18 protein-coding genes are annotated in these 21,343 nt (G+C 65.8%); 12 read left to right on the plus strand and 6 right to left on the minus strand.

Features of this window, described 5'->3' with window-relative positions; all coding sequences use genetic code 11:
- Positions 1–471 precede the first annotated feature (471 nt).
- Positions 472–1,149, minus strand: coding sequence for a GntR family transcriptional regulator (locus ACXAJT_RS22320; RefSeq protein ID WP_475239264.1), 678 nt, complete (start codon positions 1,147–1,149; stop codon positions 472–474).
- Between the two features lie 119 nt (positions 1,150–1,268).
- Between ACXAJT_RS22320 and ACXAJT_RS22325 the strand changes: the two genes are divergently transcribed.
- The 11 genes from ACXAJT_RS22325 (at position 1,269) to ACXAJT_RS22375 (ending at position 15,108) form a co-directional block, all read left to right on the plus strand.
- On the plus strand, positions 1,269–3,368 hold the full coding sequence (locus ACXAJT_RS22325) for a hydantoinase/oxoprolinase family protein (RefSeq protein ID WP_475239266.1): 2,100 nt from the start codon (positions 1,269–1,271) through the stop codon (positions 3,366–3,368).
- Entirely contained in the window at positions 3,365–4,972 is a 1,608-nt protein-coding gene (locus ACXAJT_RS22330) for a hydantoinase B/oxoprolinase family protein (RefSeq protein ID WP_475239270.1), read from the plus strand. Before ACXAJT_RS22325 ends, ACXAJT_RS22330 begins: the two co-directional genes overlap by 4 nt.
- 68 nt (positions 4,973–5,040) lie before the next feature.
- Positions 5,041–6,570 (plus strand): ABC transporter substrate-binding protein, encoded by a 1,530-nt coding sequence (locus ACXAJT_RS22335; RefSeq protein ID WP_475239273.1) that lies wholly within the window; start codon positions 5,041–5,043, stop codon positions 6,568–6,570.
- A gap of 10 nt (positions 6,571–6,580) precedes the next feature.
- Positions 6,581–7,537 (plus strand): ABC transporter permease, encoded by a 957-nt coding sequence (locus ACXAJT_RS22340; RefSeq protein WP_475239276.1) that lies wholly within the window; start codon positions 6,581–6,583, stop codon positions 7,535–7,537.
- Positions 7,537–9,390, plus strand: a complete 1,854-nt coding sequence (locus ACXAJT_RS22345; RefSeq protein ID WP_475239280.1) for a dipeptide/oligopeptide/nickel ABC transporter permease/ATP-binding protein — start codon at positions 7,537–7,539, stop codon at positions 9,388–9,390. Before ACXAJT_RS22340 ends, ACXAJT_RS22345 begins: the two co-directional genes overlap by 1 nt.
- The gene (locus tag ACXAJT_RS22350; RefSeq protein ID WP_475239284.1) at positions 9,387–10,394 is read left to right on the plus strand and encodes an ABC transporter ATP-binding protein; all 1,008 of its coding nucleotides are present in this window, start codon (positions 9,387–9,389) and stop codon (positions 10,392–10,394) included. The genes ACXAJT_RS22345 and ACXAJT_RS22350 overlap by 4 nt, the downstream gene beginning before the upstream one ends.
- Before the next feature lie 300 nt (positions 10,395–10,694).
- Positions 10,695–11,504 carry a creatininase family protein gene (locus ACXAJT_RS22355; protein ID WP_475239288.1) on the plus strand — a complete coding sequence of 270 codons (810 nt, stop codon included), beginning with the start codon at positions 10,695–10,697 and terminating at the stop codon, positions 11,502–11,504.
- Positions 11,505–11,568: 64 nt separating this feature from the next.
- Positions 11,569–12,570 carry a TRAP transporter substrate-binding protein gene (locus tag ACXAJT_RS22360; RefSeq protein ID WP_475239291.1) on the plus strand — a complete coding sequence of 334 codons (1,002 nt, stop codon included), beginning with the start codon at positions 11,569–11,571 and terminating at the stop codon, positions 12,568–12,570.
- The gene (locus ACXAJT_RS22365; RefSeq protein ID WP_475239293.1) at positions 12,567–13,130 is read left to right on the plus strand and encodes a TRAP transporter small permease; all 564 of its coding nucleotides are present in this window, start codon (positions 12,567–12,569) and stop codon (positions 13,128–13,130) included. Before ACXAJT_RS22360 ends, ACXAJT_RS22365 begins: the two co-directional genes overlap by 4 nt.
- Positions 13,131–13,133: 3 nt before the next feature.
- On the plus strand, positions 13,134–14,420 hold the full coding sequence (locus ACXAJT_RS22370; RefSeq protein ID WP_475239296.1) for a TRAP transporter large permease: 1,287 nt from the start codon (positions 13,134–13,136) through the stop codon (positions 14,418–14,420).
- A 10-nt stretch (positions 14,421–14,430) separates the two neighbouring features.
- Positions 14,431–15,108, plus strand: coding sequence for an RraA family protein (locus ACXAJT_RS22375; protein WP_475239298.1), 678 nt, complete (start codon positions 14,431–14,433; stop codon positions 15,106–15,108).
- Positions 15,109–15,112: 4 nt separating this feature from the next.
- Here ACXAJT_RS22375 and ACXAJT_RS22380 read toward each other — a convergent pair whose 3' ends face one another.
- A complete protein-coding gene (locus ACXAJT_RS22380; protein ID WP_475239303.1) occupies positions 15,113–16,024 on the minus strand; it encodes a LysR family transcriptional regulator in 912 nt (303 codons plus the stop codon).
- Positions 16,025–16,065: 41 nt separating this feature from the next.
- On the opposite strand from ACXAJT_RS22380, the gene ACXAJT_RS22385 reads away from it, so the two are divergent.
- Positions 16,066–16,998, plus strand: coding sequence for a 2-hydroxyacid dehydrogenase (locus tag ACXAJT_RS22385; protein WP_475239309.1), 933 nt, complete (start codon positions 16,066–16,068; stop codon positions 16,996–16,998).
- A gap of 66 nt (positions 16,999–17,064) precedes the next feature.
- Here ACXAJT_RS22385 and ACXAJT_RS22390 read toward each other — a convergent pair whose 3' ends face one another.
- The 4 genes from ACXAJT_RS22390 to ACXAJT_RS22405 form a co-directional block, all read right to left on the minus strand.
- Positions 17,065–17,793, minus strand: coding sequence for an SDR family NAD(P)-dependent oxidoreductase (locus ACXAJT_RS22390; RefSeq protein WP_475239313.1), 729 nt, complete (start codon positions 17,791–17,793; stop codon positions 17,065–17,067).
- A 61-nt stretch (positions 17,794–17,854) separates the two neighbouring features.
- Positions 17,855–19,522, minus strand: a complete 1,668-nt coding sequence (ggt, locus tag ACXAJT_RS22395; protein WP_475239315.1) for a gamma-glutamyltransferase — start codon at positions 19,520–19,522, stop codon at positions 17,855–17,857.
- Positions 19,523–19,547: 25 nt separating this feature from the next.
- Positions 19,548–19,853, minus strand: a complete 306-nt coding sequence (locus tag ACXAJT_RS22400) for a hypothetical protein (RefSeq protein ID WP_475239317.1) — start codon at positions 19,851–19,853, stop codon at positions 19,548–19,550.
- Between the two features lie 85 nt (positions 19,854–19,938).
- The gene (locus ACXAJT_RS22405) at positions 19,939–21,342 is read right to left on the minus strand and encodes an FGGY family carbohydrate kinase (protein WP_475239320.1); all 1,404 of its coding nucleotides are present in this window, start codon (positions 21,340–21,342) and stop codon (positions 19,939–19,941) included.
- Between the last annotated feature and the right edge of the window lies 1 nt (position 21,343).

Genomic DNA, 21,343 nt, shown 5'->3' on the forward strand with positions numbered 1-21,343 from the left:
TCCACTTTTGTTATATCTCGGTCTGAGTGCGCTCATGGCACGCAGAGCCAATGCCGCACCTCGTACCACGCCAAATGGCGGCATCTGCTCAAGTTGCGTGCAGCTGCATCGCTTGGGGAAAACTATTCCGCGAAACCCGATCCCATGCGCGATGACCGCGCGTGATGCAGGCGGCCTTCCCCCACAAACCGCAGCGCGAAGGGCAAGACCACGCATATCGCAGGGCGCGGGCGCTTTTCGTTGGTGCCAGCGTAACGTCTCCAAGACGGCGCCGCACATCGCTCCATAAGAAAAATCTCTAGTGTCAAAAAACTTTTGAATTGGACGGGCCGGGGGTCCCCCCGCTCACACTCGTCCGCATGAAGCCGCAGCAGGCCTGACCGTCCGAAGCCAGAGGCACAGATGAACTTTCCCTTCCCCCAGCGCGACCATACCGGCGAACCCGCCTCGGAATTGTCAGCCCCGGCATCGTCAGCCCGGCAGCACGCTGGCCAGCCGCGGCATAAGGGAAAGATGCGTCTCGACAATGGACAAAGCCCGCGGCTCGTCATGGTCGGTCAGCGCCGCCAGCAGATCGCGATGCTCGCGCTCAATGGCCTCGCTCTTGCCGAAGCCCTTGCGCAGCGACAGCATCGCCAGCCGCGACAGCGGCGCCTGCAGACCATCGTAGACCGACGCGAGCACCGTGTTGCCCGCCGTCTCGACCAGCGTCTGATGAAACAGCCGGTTGTTCTCGAGACAAGCGAGCAGGTCCGTCGCGGGCGTCGCTTCATGCGCGTCGCACAGTTCGACCAGCCGATCCGGCACGTTGCGCCGCTCGCGGCAAATCTTGATCACCGCCTGCGTCTCGACCATCAGCCGAACCTCGTGCAGATCGCGCAGTTCCGCCGGTGTCATCGAGCGGACCATGGCGCCCCGCCGGCGGTGCAGATCGATGTAGCCTTCGGCGGCGAGACGGTTCAGCGCTTCTCGGACCGGGGAGCGCGACACGCCGGTCATCTCGCAGGCGATGGCCTCTTCAACGAATCCACCGGGCGGGAAATCTCCATTGAGGATGCCAGCGCGAATCGCGGCGTAAGCGTGATCGCGCGCCGACAGGCGCAGCGGCTCGGCCTCCTTGCGGTTTCCTGCAACAGAATGTCTGTTCATTCATCTCTCCCCTCAGAAAATGCCCGAACAGGACATCTTTCGCCCGAACAGTCTCGACAGGCGGAACCAATCACTTCTCTATGTATACGTGAAGTACACGCAAGAAAGGCACCCCAGTCATGAAGGACGTAGCGGCAGATTCTGGAACCGACGCAACGTGGCGGGTCGGGGTCGACTCGGGGGGCACCTTCACCGACGTGTGCATGTTCAACGAGGGCAGCGGCGAGATCGCCATCTGGAAGGTCTCGTCCACGCCCGATGACCCGTCGCGCGGCATTGCCCAAGGCGTCGAGGAAGGTATGCGCGAGCGCGCCGGTGGCGGGGCCGACCCCGCGTCGGCGATCGCGTATCTTGGCCATGGCACCACCGTGGCAACCAATGCGCTGATCACCCACCGCGGTGCCCGCGTCGGTCTGCTGACCACCGAAGGCTTCCGCGATCTGCTGGAAATCGGCCGCCAAAAGCGGCCAGACCTTTATGATCTCTTCGCGGAAAAGCCGCAGACGCTGGTGCCGCGCGAGTTGCGCTTTGAATTGCCCGAGCGCATGCTGCACACCGGCGAAGTGCACAAGCCGCTTGATGAGACCGCCGTCCGCAAGGCCGCGCAAGCGCTGAAGGCAGCAGGCGTCGAGGCCGTGGCGATCAGCTTCCTCTATGCCTTTGTGAACCCCGAGCACGAGCGCATCGCCCGGCGCATCGTCGAGGAAGAACTGCCCGACGCCTTCATCTGCGCCAGCCACGAGATCGCGCCGGAATTCCGCGAGTTCGAGCGCCTCTCGACCGCCACGGTCAATGCCTACCTCGGGCCGATCATGCACCGTTACATCAGCCGCCTGTCGCCGCGCCTGAAGGACCTTGGGCTGCCGATCCCGCCGCACCTCACGCAGTCCAACGGCGGTGTGGTCCGCTTCGAGGCTGCCGCCCTGACGCCGGTGCGTGCCGTGCTGTCGGGCCCGTCCACCGGCGTTGTCGCAGCGCAAGTGATCGGCAGCAGCGCCGGGTATGACGACATCATCACCTTCGACATGGGCGGCACCTCGTCCGACGTGGCGCTGATGGCCGCGGGGCAGACCACCCAGACCAACGAAAGCATCGTGCACGGCTATCCGATCAAGGCACCGATGCTCGACATCCACACCGTCGGCGCGGGTGGCGGGTCCATCGCCGCGATCGACAGCGGCGGCCTGCTGAAAGTTGGCCCGGAAAGCGCGGGCGCCGATCCCGGCCCGGTGTGCTATGGCCGCGGCGCCACCGAGCCCACGGTCACCGATGCCAACATCGTGCTGCAGGTGCTCAACCCCACCCATCTGCTCGACGGTCGTATGGAGGTGCGCCGCGATCTGGCCGTCGAGGCGCTTGGCCGCATGGCTGACCAGCTTGGCATGGAAACCATGGACGTGGCGCAGGGTATCATCTCGGTGGTCACCGCCAATATGGCCAAGGCGATCCGGGTGATTTCGGTGCAGCGCGGGCACGATCCGCGCGGCTATGCCCTGATGGCCTTCGGCGGCGCAGGGCCGCTGCATGCGGTGCGTCTGGCGCAGGAACTGGGCATGGCGCGCGTGATCATTCCGCGCACGCCCGGAACGCTCTGCGCCATGGGCCTGCTGCTGACCGATCTGCGCGCCGACTTTTCGTCCACCCGCATTCTTCCGCTTGAGGACGCCAGCCTCGCGCCAATCGCCGAGGCGCTCGCCGAGGTCGAGGCGGAAGCTGGCGCATGGTTCGAGGGAGAGGCGATCGCAGCCGACAAGCGCCGCAGCACCCGCCGCATCGACATGCGCTACGAAGGCCAGAACTACGAGCTGTCGATCCCGGTGCCCGAAGGTCCGCTCGACGCGGCGGCACTGAAGCTTCTCGAAGAGCGCTTCACCGAGGCTCATACCCGGCTCTACGGTTTTGCCGTCGAGGGCGAGCGCATTCTCTGCGTCACCTTCCGCGCCGAGGCGCTGGGGCTTGTGCAAAAGGCCGCCCTGCCCGAGCGCCCGCTCGGCGACGCCGATGCCTCGGGCGCCATCATCGGCAGCCGCGATGTCTGGTACCCCGAGACCCGCGACTTCACCAAGACAACACTCTACGCCCGCGACCGCCTCGCCCCCGGCATGACCTTCGAGGGCCCGGCGATCGTCGAGCAGATGGACACCACGACGCTGGTCCCCCCGGGGGTACGCGCCAAGGTGGACAAAACCGAAAACCTCATTCTGGAGGTAACCCGATGACCCAGAACGCCACCACTCACACACTCGATCCGATCACGGTCGAGGTCATCGGTGCGGCGCTTTCTTCGATCGTGGAAGAGACCGGCGAGGCGCTGGTGCGCGCCTCCTACTCGACCAACATCAAGGAGCGCCGCGACTGTTCCACCGCCCTCTTCGACCGCGAGGGGCGCACGCTGTGTCAGGCCGAGCACATCCCCGTGCACCTGGGCAGCTTCCTCGACTTCATCCCGATGGTGCTGGCCGATCACGACCCGGACGAGATGCAGCCTGGCGATGTGTTCGTCGGCAACGACGCCTACCGCGGTGGCGGCACCCACCTGCCCGACATCGTGCTGGCCGAGCCGATCTTTGTTGCCGGCGAACTGGTCGCGTGGACAGTCAACCTTGCGCATCATTCGGATTTCGTCGACCGGGCACATGCGCACATCTATCAAGAGGGTCTGCGCATCCCGCCGATCCGCCTATACCGCGCTGGCAAACTGCAAAAGGACGTGCAGGAGCTGATCTTGCTCAATTGTCAGGTCCCGCGCGAACGCCTGTCGGACCTGCGCGCACAGATGGCGGCCAACCGCGTCGGCGTGCAGCGTTTTCAGGAACTTTGCGAGCGTCATAGCGTGGACACGGTGCTGGCCTCGGGCGAGGCGCTGCTGGATTACGCCGAACGCAAGATGCGCGCCGGCATTGCCGCGCTGCCCGACGGCAGCTGGCGGTTCGAGGACGTCTTCGACAACCTTGATCTGGACGCGCCGCTGCCGCTGGCGGTCACCGTCACCGTCGCGGGCGACGAGATCACGCTGGATTTCGAGACGCCGCCGCAACTGCGCGCCGGGATCAACATGACGCGCACGGCGCTGCTCGCCACGGTCTATTACATCGTGAAATCGGTGATCGATCCGACGGTGCTGCCCAACGCCGGTCTCGCCCGTCCGATCACCGTCAACGCGCCGCATGGCTCGGTGCTCAACTGCGCCCACCCCGCCGCGGTGAACGGCCGCGTGCAGACCTGCCAGCGCGTCGCAGACCTGATCATCGGCGCCTTCGCACAGGCGGTGCCCGAGCGCGTCTCGGCCTGCACCAACTCCAGTTGCACCGTCGCGCTGTTCTCGGGCACCCGGCAGTCCGGCCCCGAGGCGGGCAACTACTGGGTCTATCTTGAAACCATCGGCGGCGGCGGCGGTGCCCGTCCGCACGCCGAAGGGCTCGACGGCATCCACGTGCATGCCACCAACACCTCGAACCTGCCGGTCGAGGCGCTGGAGCTGGAATATCCCCTGCTTCTGGAGCGTTACGAACTGGTCGACGGCTCGGCAGGAGCCGGCAAGCATCGCGGCGGCATGGGCCTGCGCCGGGTCTACCGCGCCACCGAAGACTGCATGGTGCGCGTCGACATCTCGCGCAACCAGTCCCGCTCGTGGGGCCTGCAGGGCGGCGGTGAAGGCGGCCACGGCAGCTATGTCACCAGCCCCGAGACCGAAGCCTTCGACCGCGGCAGCGGCGTACTGCGCGCGGGCGAGTGGCTCGAGGTCGTGACCCCGGGCGGCGGCGGCTACGGCACGCCCGAAGAAGACAGCGGGACCGATACCGCGCATCTTGCCGCAGAATGACGCGGCAGACACCAAACCTCATTCAAGGGCCGACAAGAGCCCATCTTCCTCAACATGGAGTCCACACGATGAAGAACCAAATGAACCGCCGGGGCTTTCTGGCCACCACGGGCGCCGCGGGCGCACTGACTTTCCTCGGCCCGAAGGTGCTGCGCGCGCAGGACAACGGCACGCTGCGCTTCGGTCTGTCGACCTACCCGCCCAGCTTCGACGTCTGGACTTCGAACGGCACATCGGCCGGCACCATCAAGGTGCTCTGCCACCGCGGCCTGCTGAGCTACGATAAAGACGGCGCCATCCGCGGCGAACTGGCAGAAAGCTGGGACGTGGCCGAAGACGGCACCTGGACTTTCAAGCTGCGCGACGCGCTGTGGCATGACGGCACCCCGGTCACCGCAGAAGACGTGGCATGGACCGTGACCGAGGCACAAAAGCCGGACTCGGCCGCCTACATGCAGTCCAGCCTCGCGACCATCACCACCGTCGAAACCCCCGACGAGAAAACCGTGGTGATGAAGACCGACGAGCCGCAGGCCGTGCTGCCGGGCTGGTTCGCCAACTACAACATGTCGATCATGAAAAAAGGCTCGGAACGCGACAGCCTGATGGGCGCTGGCCCGTTCAAGATCGTGTCGATGGACCGTGGTGTGTCGGTCACCGTCGAGGCCAATCCCGATTACTACAAAGAAGGTCTGCCCAAGGTCAGCACCATCGAGGCAATCGTCTACGCTGACGAGAACCTGCGTGTCGCGGCGCTGGAAGCCGGTGACGTGGACATCGTGGAATACGTGCCGTGGCAGGCGATGGAGCAGGTCGCTGAAAACGACGCGCTGCAACTCGACACCACTTTCGGCCCGTTCATGTATCTGACCTTCAACGCCACCAAGCCGCCGTTCGACAACCCGCTGGTGCGCCGCGCCATCGGCCACGCGATCAAGCGCGAGGACATCGCGGCAGCGGCCTTCTACGAGCGCGGCGCGCCGCTCGAGCACCTGCCGCTGCCGGATGCGTCGGAGTTCTACAACCCCGAGCTGGCCAACGAATGGAACTACGATCCCGAGAAGGCCCAAGCGCTGCTCGCCGAGGCGGGCTACCCCGACGGCTTCGACTGCACCATGCTGTCGACCGCGCAGTACGGCATGCACCAGTCCACCGCCGAGGTCTGTCAGGCCTACCTGTCGATGATCGGCGTCAACGTCACGCTCGACCTGCCGGAATGGTCGACCCGCGTGCAGAAGGGCAACGAGGGCACCTACGACCTCGCCGTCATGGGCACCGCAGCGTCGAACAACGACCCCGATGGTCTGGCCACCGTGCTCGACGGCTCGCTGAGCCCGAGCTATGCCCGCAGCTTCGGCATGGAAACCCCCGAGATCACCGAGGCGTTCTCCAAAGGCCGCGCCAGCTTCGACATCGAAGAGCGCAAGGCGATCTACAAGGAACTTGAGCGCGTCGCCATCGAGACCGCGCCGATCATGGGCCTGTGCTGGCGCGAACAGGGCTACGGTATGGCCGCCAATGTTTCGGGCTTCAGCAACCTGCCCGGACAGCTGACCTTCCACTCCGGCTTCACGCTGGAAGAAGCGATGCTCGGCTGATCGCAGACCCATGTTGAGATACATCGCCTTCCGTAGCCTGGTGGCCCTGTTCCTCGTCTGGATCGTGGTTACCGTCGTCTTCTTGCTCCTGCACCTGATCCCCGGTGATCCCGCGGAACTTCTGCTGAGTCAGGGCAATATTCCGGCCGATCCCAACGCGGTCCTCGCCCTGCGCGAGAAGATGGGGCTCAACGCCCCGCTCTGGCAGCAGTATCTTGACCATGTCACCGGTATCTTCACCGGAGATCTCGGCGCGTCGTTCCGCGACGGCGCGCCGGTGATCGAACAGATCGGGCTGCGCCTGCCCCGGACCCTTGAGGTCATCGTGGCGGCCGCGCTGATCGCTTCTGCGATCGGCGTCCCGCTGGGCACCTTCGCGGCAATCCGCGCCGATGGCCGGGCCGACGCCGTGATCTCGTTCTTTGCCTCCGCCGCGCTCTCCACGCCTGTCTTCGTGGTCGGCTCGGTGGTCATCCTGATCTTCGCGCAGCAGCTGCAATGGCTGCCGGCAGGGGGCTTCGTGCCCTTCACCGAAGATCCGGTCGAACATCTGAAACTACTCCTGTTGCCCGCCGGCACCGTGGCGCTGTCGCTGCTTGCGGTGATCACCCGCATGAGCCGCGCCTCCGTGCTCGAGGTGCTCGAGCGTGACTACGTGCGCACCGCGCGGGCCAAGGGTGTCAGCCGCGCGCGTATCCTGCGCCGCCACGTGGTGCGCAACGCGCTGATCCCGGTGCTGACCATCCTCGGCCTCGAGCTGGGCACGCTGATCGGAGGCACCGTCTTGGTGGAATTCGTCTTCAACTGGCCCGGGCTATCGGGCTACCTCGTGACCGCCGTCGACGCGCGCGACTATCCCGAAGTGGTGGGGATCGTGATGACGATCTCGGTGCTCTTCGTCCTTCTCAATCTCGTGGTCGACGTGGTGAACGCCATGCTGGACCCCCGTATTTCACTGGTGCGCTGATGAGCCGGACAACACGCAAACTTATCCTGCCCGGCACCATCATCGCGCTGATCGTCGCGACGGTGCTGCTGGCCCCCGTGCTGCCGCTGCAGGACGTGCGCGGCATGGACATCCCGAACCGTTTCTCACCGCCTTCAGCCGAGCACTGGCTGGGACAGGACGACTTCGGCCGCGATGTGCTCTCGCGCCTCATCTGGGGTGCCCGCGCTTCGCTCTTCATCGCCGTCGGCTCGGCGCTCTTCGCCGCAGCCATCGGCACCACGCTGGGCCTGCTCGGCGGCTATTTCCGCGGCGTCGTCGAACTGCTGACCGTGCGCGCCGCCGAGATCATCCTGTGCCTGCCGCCGTTGCTGCTTGCTCTGCTGGTGGTGGCGATCCTCGGCGCCGGGACATGGCCGCTGATCATCGCGCTGACCATCCTCTACACGCCCAATTACGCCCGTGTGGTCTATGCCGCCACGCAGCAGGTGCGGGGTCTCGACTTTGTCACCGCACAGCGCGCCATGGGCACGCATCCGCTGCGCATTCTCGTGCGGACCATCCTGCCCAACGTGCTGCCGCCGCTGCTGGTACAGATGTCGCTGGTCGTCGCCTCAGCCATCGTCATCGAAAGCGGGCTGAGCTTCCTTGGCCTCGGCGTGGTGCCCCCCACCCCGTCTTGGGGCCTGATGATCCGCTCGGCGCGTGGCGCCATGGAGGTGGCCCCGCTGCTGCTGGTCTGGCCGTCGCTTGCGCTGGCTGGCACGATTCTGACCTTCAACCTGCTCTGCGACCGGCTGCAGTCGGCGCTCGATCCGCGCAGCTTTACCGCAGGTGGCGCCCTCTGGCTGCGTCCGCGCAACAAGCACAAGGCCAAGACGCCCGCCAAAACGCTCAAGGATGACGCGCCGCTGCTGGAGATCAAGGATCTGTCCATTGCCGCGCACAACCTCGAACTGGTCCGCCGCGTCGGTCTGACCGTGCGCCCCGGCGAAACCGTGGCGCTGGTCGGCGAGAGCGGCTCGGGCAAGACCCTGACCGGGCTTGCGATGACCGGGCTGCTGGCCGACACGCTGCGCATCACCGGCGGCTCTGCGGTCTACCGCGCACGCAACGGCGACGCGATCGATCTGACCGGGCTGGACGAAGACGGCTTCCGCGCCCTGCGCGGAGAGGACATTTCGATGGTCTTCCAAGACGCCGCCGCGGCGCTCAACCCGGTGCTGCGCGTTGGCGAACAGGTGGGCGAGGCGATCCGGGCGCATCACGACATCGACGATGCCGCGTTGAAAACCCGTGTGGTTGAACTGCTGCGCCATGTCGGCATCCCCGATCCGGAAAGCCGCGCCTCGGCCTATCCGCACGAACTGTCGGGCGGACAGCGGCAGCGCGCGATGATCGCCGTTGCCGTGGCCAACAACCCGCGGCTGCTGATCGCCGACGAACCGACCACGGCACTCGATCCGACGATCCAGGCGCAGATCCTGCAGCTGTTTGCGCGGCTCAAGGAAGAGACGCCCGAGATGGGGATGATCTTTGTCACGCACGACCTTGCCGTGGTGGCCGAGATCGCCGACCGGGTGACCGTGATGTACGCCGGCGAAGTGGTCGAGGAAGGCCCGGTCGCCGAGGTCTTCGCCGCACCCAAGCACCCTTACACGCAGGCGCTGATCGCCTCGGTTCCCGAGGGTGGGTCCGAACGGCTCGTCGCCATCCCCGGCGCCGTGCCCTCGCCCCGCGCCATGCCCACTGGCTGCCGCTTTGCACCGCGCTGCTCTTATGCGCTGCCCAGCTGCATCGACCACGCACCGACGGCTGCAGAGCCCACTGCAGACCGGCTGACACGCTGCTTCCGCTGGGAGGATGTCTCTTGATCCATGACGTACCCACCGCACCGCTGGTCGAGGCAAAGGACCTTGGCCGCAACTTCCCGACGCGCAAGGGCCTGCTGGGACAGAAAAAGGACGTCTGGGCGGCCAACGGCGTCAGCCTGACCGTCTCGCCCGGCGAAACCGTCGGCGTGGTCGGCGAGTCTGGCTGCGGGAAATCCACCCTGGGCCGAATGATGCTGGGGCTCGATGCGCCGACGACAGGTGCGGTGACCTTCGATGGCCGCGACCTCTCGGGCATCAGCGGTGCGGACCGCCGCCGCCTGTCGCGGCGCATGCAAATGGTGTTTCAGGATCCCTTCGGCTCGCTCGATCCGCGTCGCTCCGTCGGCGCGCAGATCGCCGATGGGCTGCGCACCCACAATATCGTGCCGGCGCAAGAGGTCGACGCCGAGGTCGGGCGCCTGCTCGAACAGGTCGGCCTGCCAGCCTCGGCGGCGCAGCGTCGTCCGCATCAGTTCTCGGGCGGACAGCGGCAGCGCATCGCCGTGGCCCGAGCGTTGTCGACCCGTCCCGATTTCATCGTCGCCGACGAGCCGGTCTCGGCGCTCGACGTGTCGATCCAGGCGCAGGTGGTGAACCTGCTGATGGACCTGCGCCGCGATCTCGACCTTGCGATGCTGTTCATCAGCCACGACCTGCACGTGGTGCGCCACCTGTGCAACCGCATCGTGGTGATGTACCTCGGCCGGATCGTCGAGGAAGGCCCGGCAGAGAAGGTGTTCGGCACCCCCGCGCATCCCTACACCCGCGCCCTGCTGGCGGCGACGCCCTCGCTCGAAGCACGCGGCGAGGAAGAGCGCGACAAGGTGCTGGAAGGCGAACTGCCGAGCCCGGCGAACCCGCCCTCCGGCTGTCCGTTCCGCACGCGGTGCCCGATGGCCGAAGAGGCCTGCGCCGCAGCGGTGCCCCCGCTGGAGCCCGTGGGCACCGGCTGGCGCGCCGCCTGTATCAAAGCGGGGCCCCTGCCCCAGACGACCACGGGCTAAGCCCGCACCCCGGCACCGGGGCGGAGAGACTTCAACGCCTTCGCCCCACCGCCAAAACTCAACGCGACCGCGTTTTCCGGCCCTGATCCGATCCGTCGAAGGGGCCGGGCAACGCCCCATCAACCGCTGCGGCGCGCCCTGCGTGACCGCTGTGGCGGAGCCGTGCCAAACCGCACCCAAGACCATGCGAAAATTGAAAAATTTTCTCTATGGGCAGGCAATCCGAATGAATTGGACGCCTCCGGCCAGACACGGCTTCATCTACGTCAAACGAGACCTAAACGACAGGAACCTCCCCAAATGATCGAGAAGATCCGCATTGCCGAGCTGACTTCGGAAGAGGCCCGCCAGGAACTGACCTCCGAGGCCGTGGTGCTGCTGCCCATGGGCTCGCTGGAAGACCAAGGCATCCACGCGCCGATGGGCGATTACCTTGCCGCCGACCTGATGGCGATGGAGATCGCCAAGGCCGCGCGCGCCGACGGAGTGCCGACCTTCGTGGCCCCGGTGATCCCATTTGGCGGCAAGGACTACTTCGAGTCGAGCCACGGCGGCATCTCGATCAGCCATGCGACGCTCTGCGGCATCCTCGATGACATGTTCGCCTGCCTGAACCGTCACGGCATCCGCAAGCTGATGATCGTCAACGGCCACGGCGGCAACGTCCCCGCGATCACCGAGGTCGCGCTGCGCTGGCGCCAGAAGGCCGGAATGTTCGTGCCGTCGATGTATCTGTGGCAGGTCGCCTACGGCCAGTTGCCGGCGCTGATCGGCGCAGAAAAAGCCAAGGCGTCCTCCGGTCACGGCGGCGACCCGCTGACCTCGGTCGGCCTGCATTTCTACCCCGACCTGATCCGCAAGGACCTTGTCCGCGAAGCGCCCACCGGCAGCACCATCAAGGGCATGGACATCGGCGGCTTCTCGTCGGTGGTCTACGACGGCGCCAAAATCCAAGCGCCGATCGAAGCGCTGGAAGCCACCGAGACCGGCGCCTACGCCTGCGACCCGACCCTGTGCTCGGCTGAAACCGGCGATGTGCTTGTGGCGCGGCTGGCCGAGATTGGCGCTGGCCTCGTGCGTGACCATGTCGCCAAGGGCCTGCACGACTGATCCCCGCATTCAAAACAATGAGCCGGGACAACCCGGCCATTTCCCCCAACACGGAGAATGATCCATGAAAAAAAGAACCTTCCTCGGCCTCGCCACCGGCCTCGCGCTGGTGCTCGGCTCCTCCGCCTATGCCGAAACCACTTGGAAAATGGCCACCAAGATGCCGGTGGACAGCCCCGAAGGTCAGGTCTTTCAGAAATTCGCTGAACTGACCGAAGAATACACGGACGGCGAACTGAAGATCACCGTTTACCCCAACGAGCAGCTCGGCAAAGAGAACGCCGTTCTCGAGCAGCTTCAGGCCAACATCGTGCAAATCTACGCCGAAGGCTTTGGCTACATGAAGAAGTGGGAGCCCGCGCTTGGCTGGCTGGCCGGTCCCTACGCCTTTGACGATTTTGCCCACTGGCAGCGCTTCATGAACTCCGACACCGTGACCGGCTGGTTCGACAATGCCGCTGCGCAATCCGGTGTGCGCCCGCTGGGCGATCCGACCCTCGTGCTGCGCGGCCCGTTCCGGGTGACCGTGTCGAACACCCCGGTCGAGACCGCCGCCGACTACGAAGGCCTCAAAATGCGCATGCACGAGAACAAGGTGGCAATCGACACCTGGGACCGTCTTGGTGCCGAGGTGATCACCCTGCCCTGGACCGAAGTCTACCAGAGTATCTCGAAGGGCATCGTGCAGGCGGTGAACTCGCCCATCGCGCTGGTCGAATCCATGCGCTTCAACGAGGTCGCCCCCTATATCGCGCGGATGGATGAATACTGGCAGTCGGTCGGGTTCATGGTCAACGAAAGCGCCCTCGACGCGCTCGACGAAGAGACCCGCGCGGGGCTGCTGCAGGCCTACGAAGAGGCTGGCGAAATGTCGCAGGATCTGATGTTCAGCGTCGCCGACGAGAGCATCGAGCGCATGGTGGCCGATGGTGCCGAATACACCGTCATCGACACCGCACCGCTGGTCGAGAAGATGAAAGCCTTCTACGAGGAAATGGCCGAGAGCGGTGAGCTTCCCGAAGGCTTCATGGAGGCCGTCGAGGCGGCACGGGCACCCGCACAGTGACACCGTACGACATCTCTCCCGAGGGTCCGCTTCAGCGGACCCTCAACCGCCTCGACCGGCTGAGCTGGTCCATGGCGGGCGTGTTCCTCTGGATCTCCAACATCTGCCTTCTGGTGATGCTGGGGCTGACCACCGCGACGATCATCCTGCGTCCGATGAGCATGGCACCCTACTGGATGTGGCCATGGACCATGGTGTTCTTCATCTGGCTCAGCTTCTTCGGCTTCTTCGCTCTCTACGCCCGTCTCAAGGACGTGCGCATCGATTTCCTGGCCGAACGGCTTGGCCCGGGTGGTGTCGTCGTCACCCGCATCCTGTCCGACGCGGCGACACTGCTGGTCACCGGCGTGCTGCTGCAACAGCTGCCCATGGTCTTCGCCACCTCGAACGGCATCTATGACGGCGCGATCCTCCCCGCAGGCGGCGAGCTGCCGCGTTTCGCCCTCTCTGCGCCGCTCTTCATCTCGACCGTTCTTGTTGCCCTGACCGCGGTTCTCGACATCGCGAAACTGCTGGCCGGCTTGCCCGAGAACGTCACCGACCACCATCCGGAAGTGTAGACCATGGCCTGGATTCTCTTTGGCACCTTTATCGCGCTGATCTTGCTGCGCGTTCCGATTTCGATCGCCATCGGCACCGCCACGGTGCTGACCTTCCTGACCTCGGATTTCTCCAACGCGCTGCAGATCATTCCCCAGCAGATGCTGGAAGGGGTGAACAAGGCCTCGCTCACCGCCGTGCCCTTCTTCATCATGGCCGGCAACCTGATGAACGCCACCGGCGTGACCGAGCGCATCTTTGCCTTCGCCAACGCGCTGGTGGGCCACCTCAAGGCTGGCCTCGCACAGGTGAACATCCTTTCCTCGATGATCTTCGCCGGCATCTCGGGTGCCGCCGTGGCGGACTGCGCCGGGTTGGGCGCGATCGAGATCAAGGCGATGCGCGAGAGCGGGTACAAAGCCGATTTCGCCGCGGCGATCACCGTCGCCTCCTCGGTCATCGGCCCGCTCATCCCGCCGTCCATCGGCCTTGTCCTTTATGCCTTCCTCGCACAGCAGTCGATCGAGCGGATGTTCCTCGCGGGGCTCGTCCCCGGCATCCTCGTCGGCCTTGCGCTGATGATCTACGTGCGCATCCGGGCGCAGTTTCAGGACTTCCCGACCCAGCCCCGCGCCACCCCGCGGCAGGTCGTCGGCACCGCCAAGCACGGCTTTCTGGCGCTGGTCGCCCCGGCGATCATCCTCGGCAGCATCATGTTCGGCTTTGTCACCGCCACCGAGGCGGGGGTGCTGGCCTGCATCTATTGCGTGATCATCGGCATCTGGTACCGCGAGCTGACCTTCCGCGCCTTCTTTAACGCGCTGTCGGACACCGCGATGATGACCGCCGTCATCATGATCATCATTGCCTTCTCGATTGCCATGGGCTGGCTGCTGGCCATCGACCAGACGCCGCAGAAACTGGCCGATTTCACCTTCAGCCTGACCGAGAGCAAGAACGTCTTCCTTGCCCTGCTGCTGGTGTTCATCGTGCTTGTCGGCTGCGTTGTCGAAGGCGTGCCCGCCAAGCTGATCCTCGTGCCCACCCTGCTGCCGCTGATCGACGCCTATGGCATCGACCGCGTGCACTTCGGGATCATCATGCAGCTTGGCCTGCTGATCGGTATCGCCACCCCCCCCATGGGCATCGGCCTCTACATCGTCGCCGAAGTCGGCCGGGTGCGCTTCGAAAGGGTGACGCTGGCCGTGCTGCCAATGCTGCTGCCGCTGTTCGGCGTGCTGATCCTCCTGACCTTCGTGCCGCAGACCGTAACGCTGCTGCCCGACCTCATCCTCGGACCACAAAACTAAAGAGAGACCCATGTCCAATCTCGTCTACAAGCTGAACCCGATGCCCGAGCCCATCCCGCAGGACAAGCTCGACCGGCTGGCAAAGCTCGAAACCGCCACCATCGGCCACTTCTACCACTACGGCTTTGCCGCTCCCGCGATCCAGCCAGTGCTGCCCGGCAAGGTCGTCGCGGCCACCGTCGCAACACTCGCCATCCCCGGTCTCGACAGCACGCTGCTGCACCACTGTCTGAGCCAGTGCGGGCCGGGCTATTTCCTCGCCGTGGACCGCCTCGGCGACACCAAATACGCCTGCTGGGGCGGCGGCGTGACCCGCATGGCCGCGATGATCGGTCTTGAGGGCGGCTGCGTCGACGGCCCGCACACCGACACCGCCGAGATCAAGGAGCAGGACTTCGCCATGTGGTCGCGCGGCCCCTCGCCGGTCACCACCCGCCTTTACAACACCGGCGGCGGTTTCAACGTGCCCGTCTCGATCGGCGGCGCCACCGTTCTGCCGGGCTACGCGGTTCTTGCCGATGAGAGCGGCGTGCTGTTCATCGCCCCCGAGGACCTCGACGAGGTGCTGGCGGAAGGCGAACTGAAGACCGAGCGCGGCCTGGTCAACGAAGCCAAGGTCACTGCGGGCACGCATCTGGGCGAGATGTCCGGCGCCACCAAGATGGTCAAGGCCAAGATCGAGGGCTAAGCCCTCAGAACTCGACGAAGGAGCTGTATTCGGAATGTTCCGCGCACCACTCTTTGGCTGCCTCACGGGCCAGCTCGAGCACCTCGACCACCTGCTTTCGGCGGGCCCGATTGAGGTGGGTGCAGGACACGTGCAGCGGCGCCAGCGGCACGGTCGCGTCGATCTGGACGATCGTGCCGCGCGCCAGGTCATCGCGCAGCGCCGTCAGCGCCAGTGCCGAGGCGCCGTAGCCGCGGCGCACCATCTCGCAGATCGTCGAGAGCGAATTGCCGTAGTGTCGCGGCGCGGGGCGTTCGCGCATGTCGTCGACATAGTCGGCCACCGGATTAAAAAGCGGCGAGGTCTTTGGGTACAGAACCAAGGGCAAGCGGCGCAGATCGTCCGGTGTCATCGGCATCGCCCTGCCCTCGATCACGTCGGGACGCGTCACCCAGCCCACGTCGTAGCGGACGGCAAAATCCGACCCACGCGCGCGGTCGCCGCTGGCGGTGAAGGCCGCATCCAGCGTGCCCGCGTCGACAAACCGGCGCAGCTGCAGATCCGATCCGGCATAGATATCGAGGATCAGGTCGGGGTGAGCCGCCTCGACCGCCGCGCGCAGCAGCGGCCCCCATGTCAGCGCGGCCATGCCCGCAAGTCCAATGCTCAGGCCGCGCTTTTGCTTGTCCTGCAGCCGTCCCATCATCGCTTCGCGCAGGTTCAGAAAGTCGACCGCGAACTCGGCCACCTCCAGCCCCTGATCGGTCAGCACGAAGCCCGGCGCTTCGCGGTCGATCAAGGTCTTGCCGAGATCCTTCTCGAGCGACTGAATCCGCGCGGACACCGCAGGCTGCGTCAGGCTCAGATGCTCTGCCGTCTGCCTGTAATTATGAAACTCGCTAAGCCAGTAGAAGGCTTCGAGTTGTTTGAAGTTCATTCCCTTGTCTCCGATACCAAGGCAACACCCAAGGAGTTCCCATGACTGTCGCCGTCTATCTTCCCCTCGCCGATAAGACCCAATGGTGGGTGGACATGCTGCAAGATCTGCTGCCCGGATGGACGGTCCAGCCGCTCGACGAGGTCACCGATCCCGAAGCGGTGACCTATGCCGTCGTCTGGCGTCCGCGCACTGGCGATCTGGCCAAGCTGCCCAACCTCAAAGCCATCGTCTCGATCGGCGCCGGCATCGACCACGTGCTGGCTGACGAGGCGCTGCCGCAGGGCGTGCCGATCATCCGGACCGTTGGCACCGATCTGACCCAACGCATGCGCGAATACGTAGCGCTGCAGGTGCTGCGCCACCACCGCGACATGCCGCGCCAGTTGCAGGCGCAGGCCGAGAAGGACTGGCACGCCATCGTCGTTCCTGTGGCCCCCAACCGCACCGTCGGCGTCATGGGCCTGGGCAACCTCGGCACTGCCGCCGCACAGACGCTTGCCGGTCTTGGCTTTACCACGCGCGGCTGGTCCAAATCGCCCAAGACCATCGAGGGTGTCGAGACCTTCACCGGCCCCGAGCAGTTCGATGCCTTCCTGTCGGGCTGCGAGATCCTCGTGAACCTGCTGCCGCTCACCGACCAGACCCGCGGCCTGATGAACGCCGAGCTCTTCGGCAAGTTGGCAGAGGGTGCCTGCGTCATCAACTGCGCGCGTGGCCCGCACCTTGTCGACGCGGACCTTCTGGCGGCGCTGGACAGCGGCCAGATCAAGCAGGCGACGCTCGATGTCTTCCATCAGGAGCCGCTGCCGACCGACAACCCGTTCTGGGATCATCCGGCGGTCACCGTGACGCCGCATGTGGCGTCGCAAATCGACGCGGCCACCGGCGGGCGGATTATTGCCGCCAACCTCAAAACCTTCGAGGACACCGGCACCTGCGCCGATCTGGCGGATGCGGGGCGCGGCTACTGAGCCGCCCCCTACCCTAGGAGCAAAACCGCGGGGGCGGGCGTGTCGCGTCACGCCCGCCCCCTTTCGTTACGCATGTTGGCCACCGTTGACGTCGATCGAGGCACCGTTGACGTAAGAGGCCTGCTCGGAACACAGGAACAGCACCACGCGCGCCACCTCGTCGGGTTTGCCAAGACGCCGAAGCGGAATGACCTCGGCCATCTCCTCGGTGCCCGGCGAAAGGATCTCGGTCTCGATCTCGCCCGGTGTCACCATGTTCACCCGCACCCCGCGCGGGCCAAGCTCTGCCGCCGCCTCGCGGGTCAGCGCCGCCAGCGCCGCCTTCGAGCAGGCATAGGCGGCCCCGGCGAACGGGTGCACGCGTGAACCGACGATCGAGCCGACGTTGACCACCGCGCCCTTGCCCTGTTCAAGCTCGGGCAGCAGGTCGCGCATCAGCGCCGCCGGGCCCATCAGGTTCACCGACAGCACCTGCCGCCAGACCTCGTCAGAGCTTTCCGCGATGCCGAGCCGCGCGCCGTCCTCCCCTTTCGGAGAGATCCCGGCGTTGTTGACGATGGCGTTGAGCGGCCCGCCAGCAAGGCTTTCGCGCACCCGCGCCACCAGATCGGCGCGGTTCTCGGGGTTCGACAAGTCCCCCTGAAAATGGTCGGTGGCGCCCGCATGCCACGGGCAGCGGTCGTCAAAGCCGGTGCGCGAGACGGTCAGCACGCGCCAGCCCGCCGCCTGAAACACCTTCACCGTGGCATGGCCGATCCCCCGGCTCGCCCCGGTCAGCAATAGCGTCTTTTGCATCTCATGTGCCTCTCAGTCTGTCGCGCCGCGCCAAGACCTGACGCCGCGCATCCGCTGCTTGTCAGATATGGAACGCGATGCCCTCGCCCGCCAGTCCGCCGCCAAGGGCCGAGACGGTGCCATCCGCCCGCCAGCATGCGGCACCGGTCATCATGCCCGCGTCGCCAAAGGCGATGGCATTCATCCCGCCACCGATATGCGGCACCACTTTCACCTCGTGGCCCATCGCGGTCAGCGCCTCGGCATGATGCGCGTAGGCGGGTTCCAATTCTACATGCGCCCCTTCCGTCCACACGCGGGGCGCCTCGACCGCCTGCTGCGGGGTCATGCCGAAATCAATCATATTGATGATCGCCTGCATCGCCGATGGGAAGATCCGCACCGCACCCGGCAGCCCCAGCGCAAAGCTTGGTTTGCCGTCCTTCAGCACGATCATCGGCGCCATCGACGTGGGCACACGCTTGCCCGGCGCAATGGACAGCGCCTTACCGGGGTGCGGGTCGAAGTTGTACATGTAGTTGTTGGGGATCATGCCCGTGCCCGGCACCATGAAGCGCGCCCCGAACAGACCGTTGATCGTATGCGTCGCCGAGACGATCCGCCCTTCGCGATCGGCGACGGTGATATGCGTGGTGTTGCGGCTCTCGTAGCCCGGCGGCACATGGCCCGTGCCGCCAGCGGGCCGCATGCGGTCGCGACAGGCCTCGCCATAGGCCTTAGAGATCAGTTTCTCGACCGGGATATCAACGAAGTCGGGATCGCCGGAGGCGGCGCGCCGATCCTCGAACCCGATGCGGATGGCTTCAGCCAGAAGGTGCAGGCGCTCGGGGCTGTCAAAGCCCATGGCCGCCAGATCGAAGCCCTCGAGAATGTTGAGCATCTGTGCCACATGCACCCCCGAAGAGGCCGGCGGCGGCGGGCCGACGATGTCATGACCGCGATAGCTGCCAAAGATCGCCTCGCGTTCCTTGGCGGTATAGCCTTCGAGGTCCGCCATCGAGACCAGCCCGGCGTCCGGCCCGCCGGTGGCCAGCCGGTCAACCAGCGCCCGACCAAGTGCGCCCCCGTGCAACGCAGCCGCGCCTTCCTTGGCGACCAGCTTGAGGCTTTCGGCATAGTCCCCCTGCACAAGCCGGTGCCCCGGCTTCGCCGGCGTGCCTTCGGGCAGGAAGATGCGCGAGATCTCGGCGTCCTTCGACATGTCCTCGGCATGGCGCTCGATGTTCGACGCCAGATAATTTGTCACGGCAAAGCCGCGCTGCGCGTAGCGGATCGCCGGGGCGATCACATCCTCAAACGGCAGCGCGCCATGCGCCGCCTGCATATTGCACCACCCCTGCAGGTTGCCCGGCACGGCCACTGCCGACGGCCCGACGAGGTTCCGGCGCTCCGCCGTTTCCATGTAGTTGGGAAGCTGGTCGGAAACCGGCTGAAACATGTGGGGCGTGGCCGCCTCAGGCGCCTGCGACAGGCAATCATAGACCTTGTGCTCGCCGCTTGGCAGACGCAGGTGCGACACGCCACCGCCGACGATGCCCACCATCATCGGCTCGACCACCGTCAGCGCCAGCAGCGACGCCACAGCCGCATCCACCGCGTTGCCACCCGAAGCCAGCATTTCATGCCCCGCCACCGAGCCGAGCGGATGGTTGGTCACGACGATGCCTTGCGTGCTCTGCGCGGGCGTCTTGCGACAGACAAAAGGCAGCGGCGGGTTTTCGGAGGTCATGGGCTTTGCTTTCCTGTTCGGTCTTTCAGAGCCACGCACGCCCCATCTGCGGGCGAACTGTGGTTTCGGTCAGGGTATGACCGGGGTGATCCTGCGTCACGGGAAATCTCCCGCGGGTCTGCGCGTAGGCGTGGCTTTGAACAAAGAGCCACGGGCGCGTGGACCGCAAGGCGAGGCCGCCAGCGACCGCTTCCCGCTGTATGTTCATCGGGCCTAGGAAGTTAAGGGAAGAGCGAAAAAAATATCGGACGATCAAACCCACGGCCTGTTTTTTGCACAGCTCTGCCTGCTGCAATGCCACTTCGAGATCCGCGTCAATCTCGGTCGGCATACGAACGACCGAATCCAAAATTTCCCGACCGCTTGCGCAAAATTTTCGGCAGGCGACACACACCTGAAGGCAAGTGACGCGCTTTTCATGTCCGCCAGCCCCGCGCACGTGTCACTGCATCCGCAAACCGCGCCATGCGGGTCGCCCGATCACAGCGTCGCGGCGAGATCTCTGCCCTCGGGCCGGGCGCGGGCAAATCCGCGCCCAGCCCCAGCGCAGCCAGTTGCGCGGCGCCGAAGGCTGTCAGTTCCTCGGTGCCCGGTAGGACGACCCGCGCGCCGGTTACATCAGCCAGAAACTGGCACAGATAGGCCGATCGGCTCAGGCCCCCGTCCACGGAGATCCTGTCGATTGTGCCTTGCGTCGCGCCCATGCGCTCGATCACCTCGGCGGCCCGCAATGCCACGCCCTCGATCAACGCCTGCGCCAGATCGATCCGCGTCGTGGCCCCGGTCATTCCGATAAAGAGCCCCGCCGCCGAGCCATCCCAATGCGGCGCGGCCAGTCCCGAAAGCGCCGGCACGAACGCAAGCCCGCGATCAATGGCGGGCGCCGCATCGAAATCCGCGAGGGCCTCGGGGCCGTCCAGCAGACCAATCCGCTGCGCCCATTCCACTGCAGCGCCCGCGGCATGCACGCCGCCGTCGCTTGCAAAACGGGTCCCCGTGCGCAACCGCCAAGCCACCGTCGGCAGCAAGCCGCTGTCCTCCACTTGGGGGGGCGCCTCACCGGCGAGCGCCAGCGCGAACGCACCGGTTCCGAAGGTGATCTTGGCATCTCCGGCAGCGCGGCAGCCGTGTCCGTAGAGCGCGGCCTGCTGGTCGACCACCGCGGCGGTGACCGGCACCGCGCCAATGTGCCCGAAGTCATCCACCGTGGCGCAGATCTCGGGCAAGCACTCGAGCGGAACGCCGAACATCGCGCAAAGCTCCGGATCCCACTGGCCGGTGTCCAGCGACATCAGCGACGTGCGCGATGCCGTGCTCACATCGGTGCGCGCCGCGCCGGTGAGGTTCTGCAGGAAGAAGGCATCGGTGGTGCCCAGCCGAAGCCGGCCTCTGGCATGCGCGTCGGCAACCGCTGGCTGGGTCTGAAGCAGCCACGCCAGTTTCGAAGCCGAGAAATAGGGATCGAGCGGCAGCCCGGCCCGAGCGCGGACCAAGGCCTCGCCCTCAGCCATCTGCGCCAGCCGCGCCTCGGTGCGGCGGTCCTGCCAGACGATCACCCGCGACAGCGGCGCACCGGTCAGCGCGTCCCACGCGAGACAGCTTTCGCCTTGGTTCGACAGCGCGATGGCATCCACGGACCCGGCAGACGCGATGATCGCACGCAGGTTGTCGAGCAGTTCGGCCGGATCGTGCTCGACCCGGTCGGATGCAGGGAAATGCTGCGCGTGGCGCAGCGACTTCACGATCCGGCTGTCACCGCTTCCATCCACCAGCAGGCCGCGGCTTGAGGTCGTGCCCTGATCCAGCGCCAGAATTCGCATC

The sequence above is a fragment of the Salipiger sp. ABF4_146 genome (assembly GCF_056161345.1).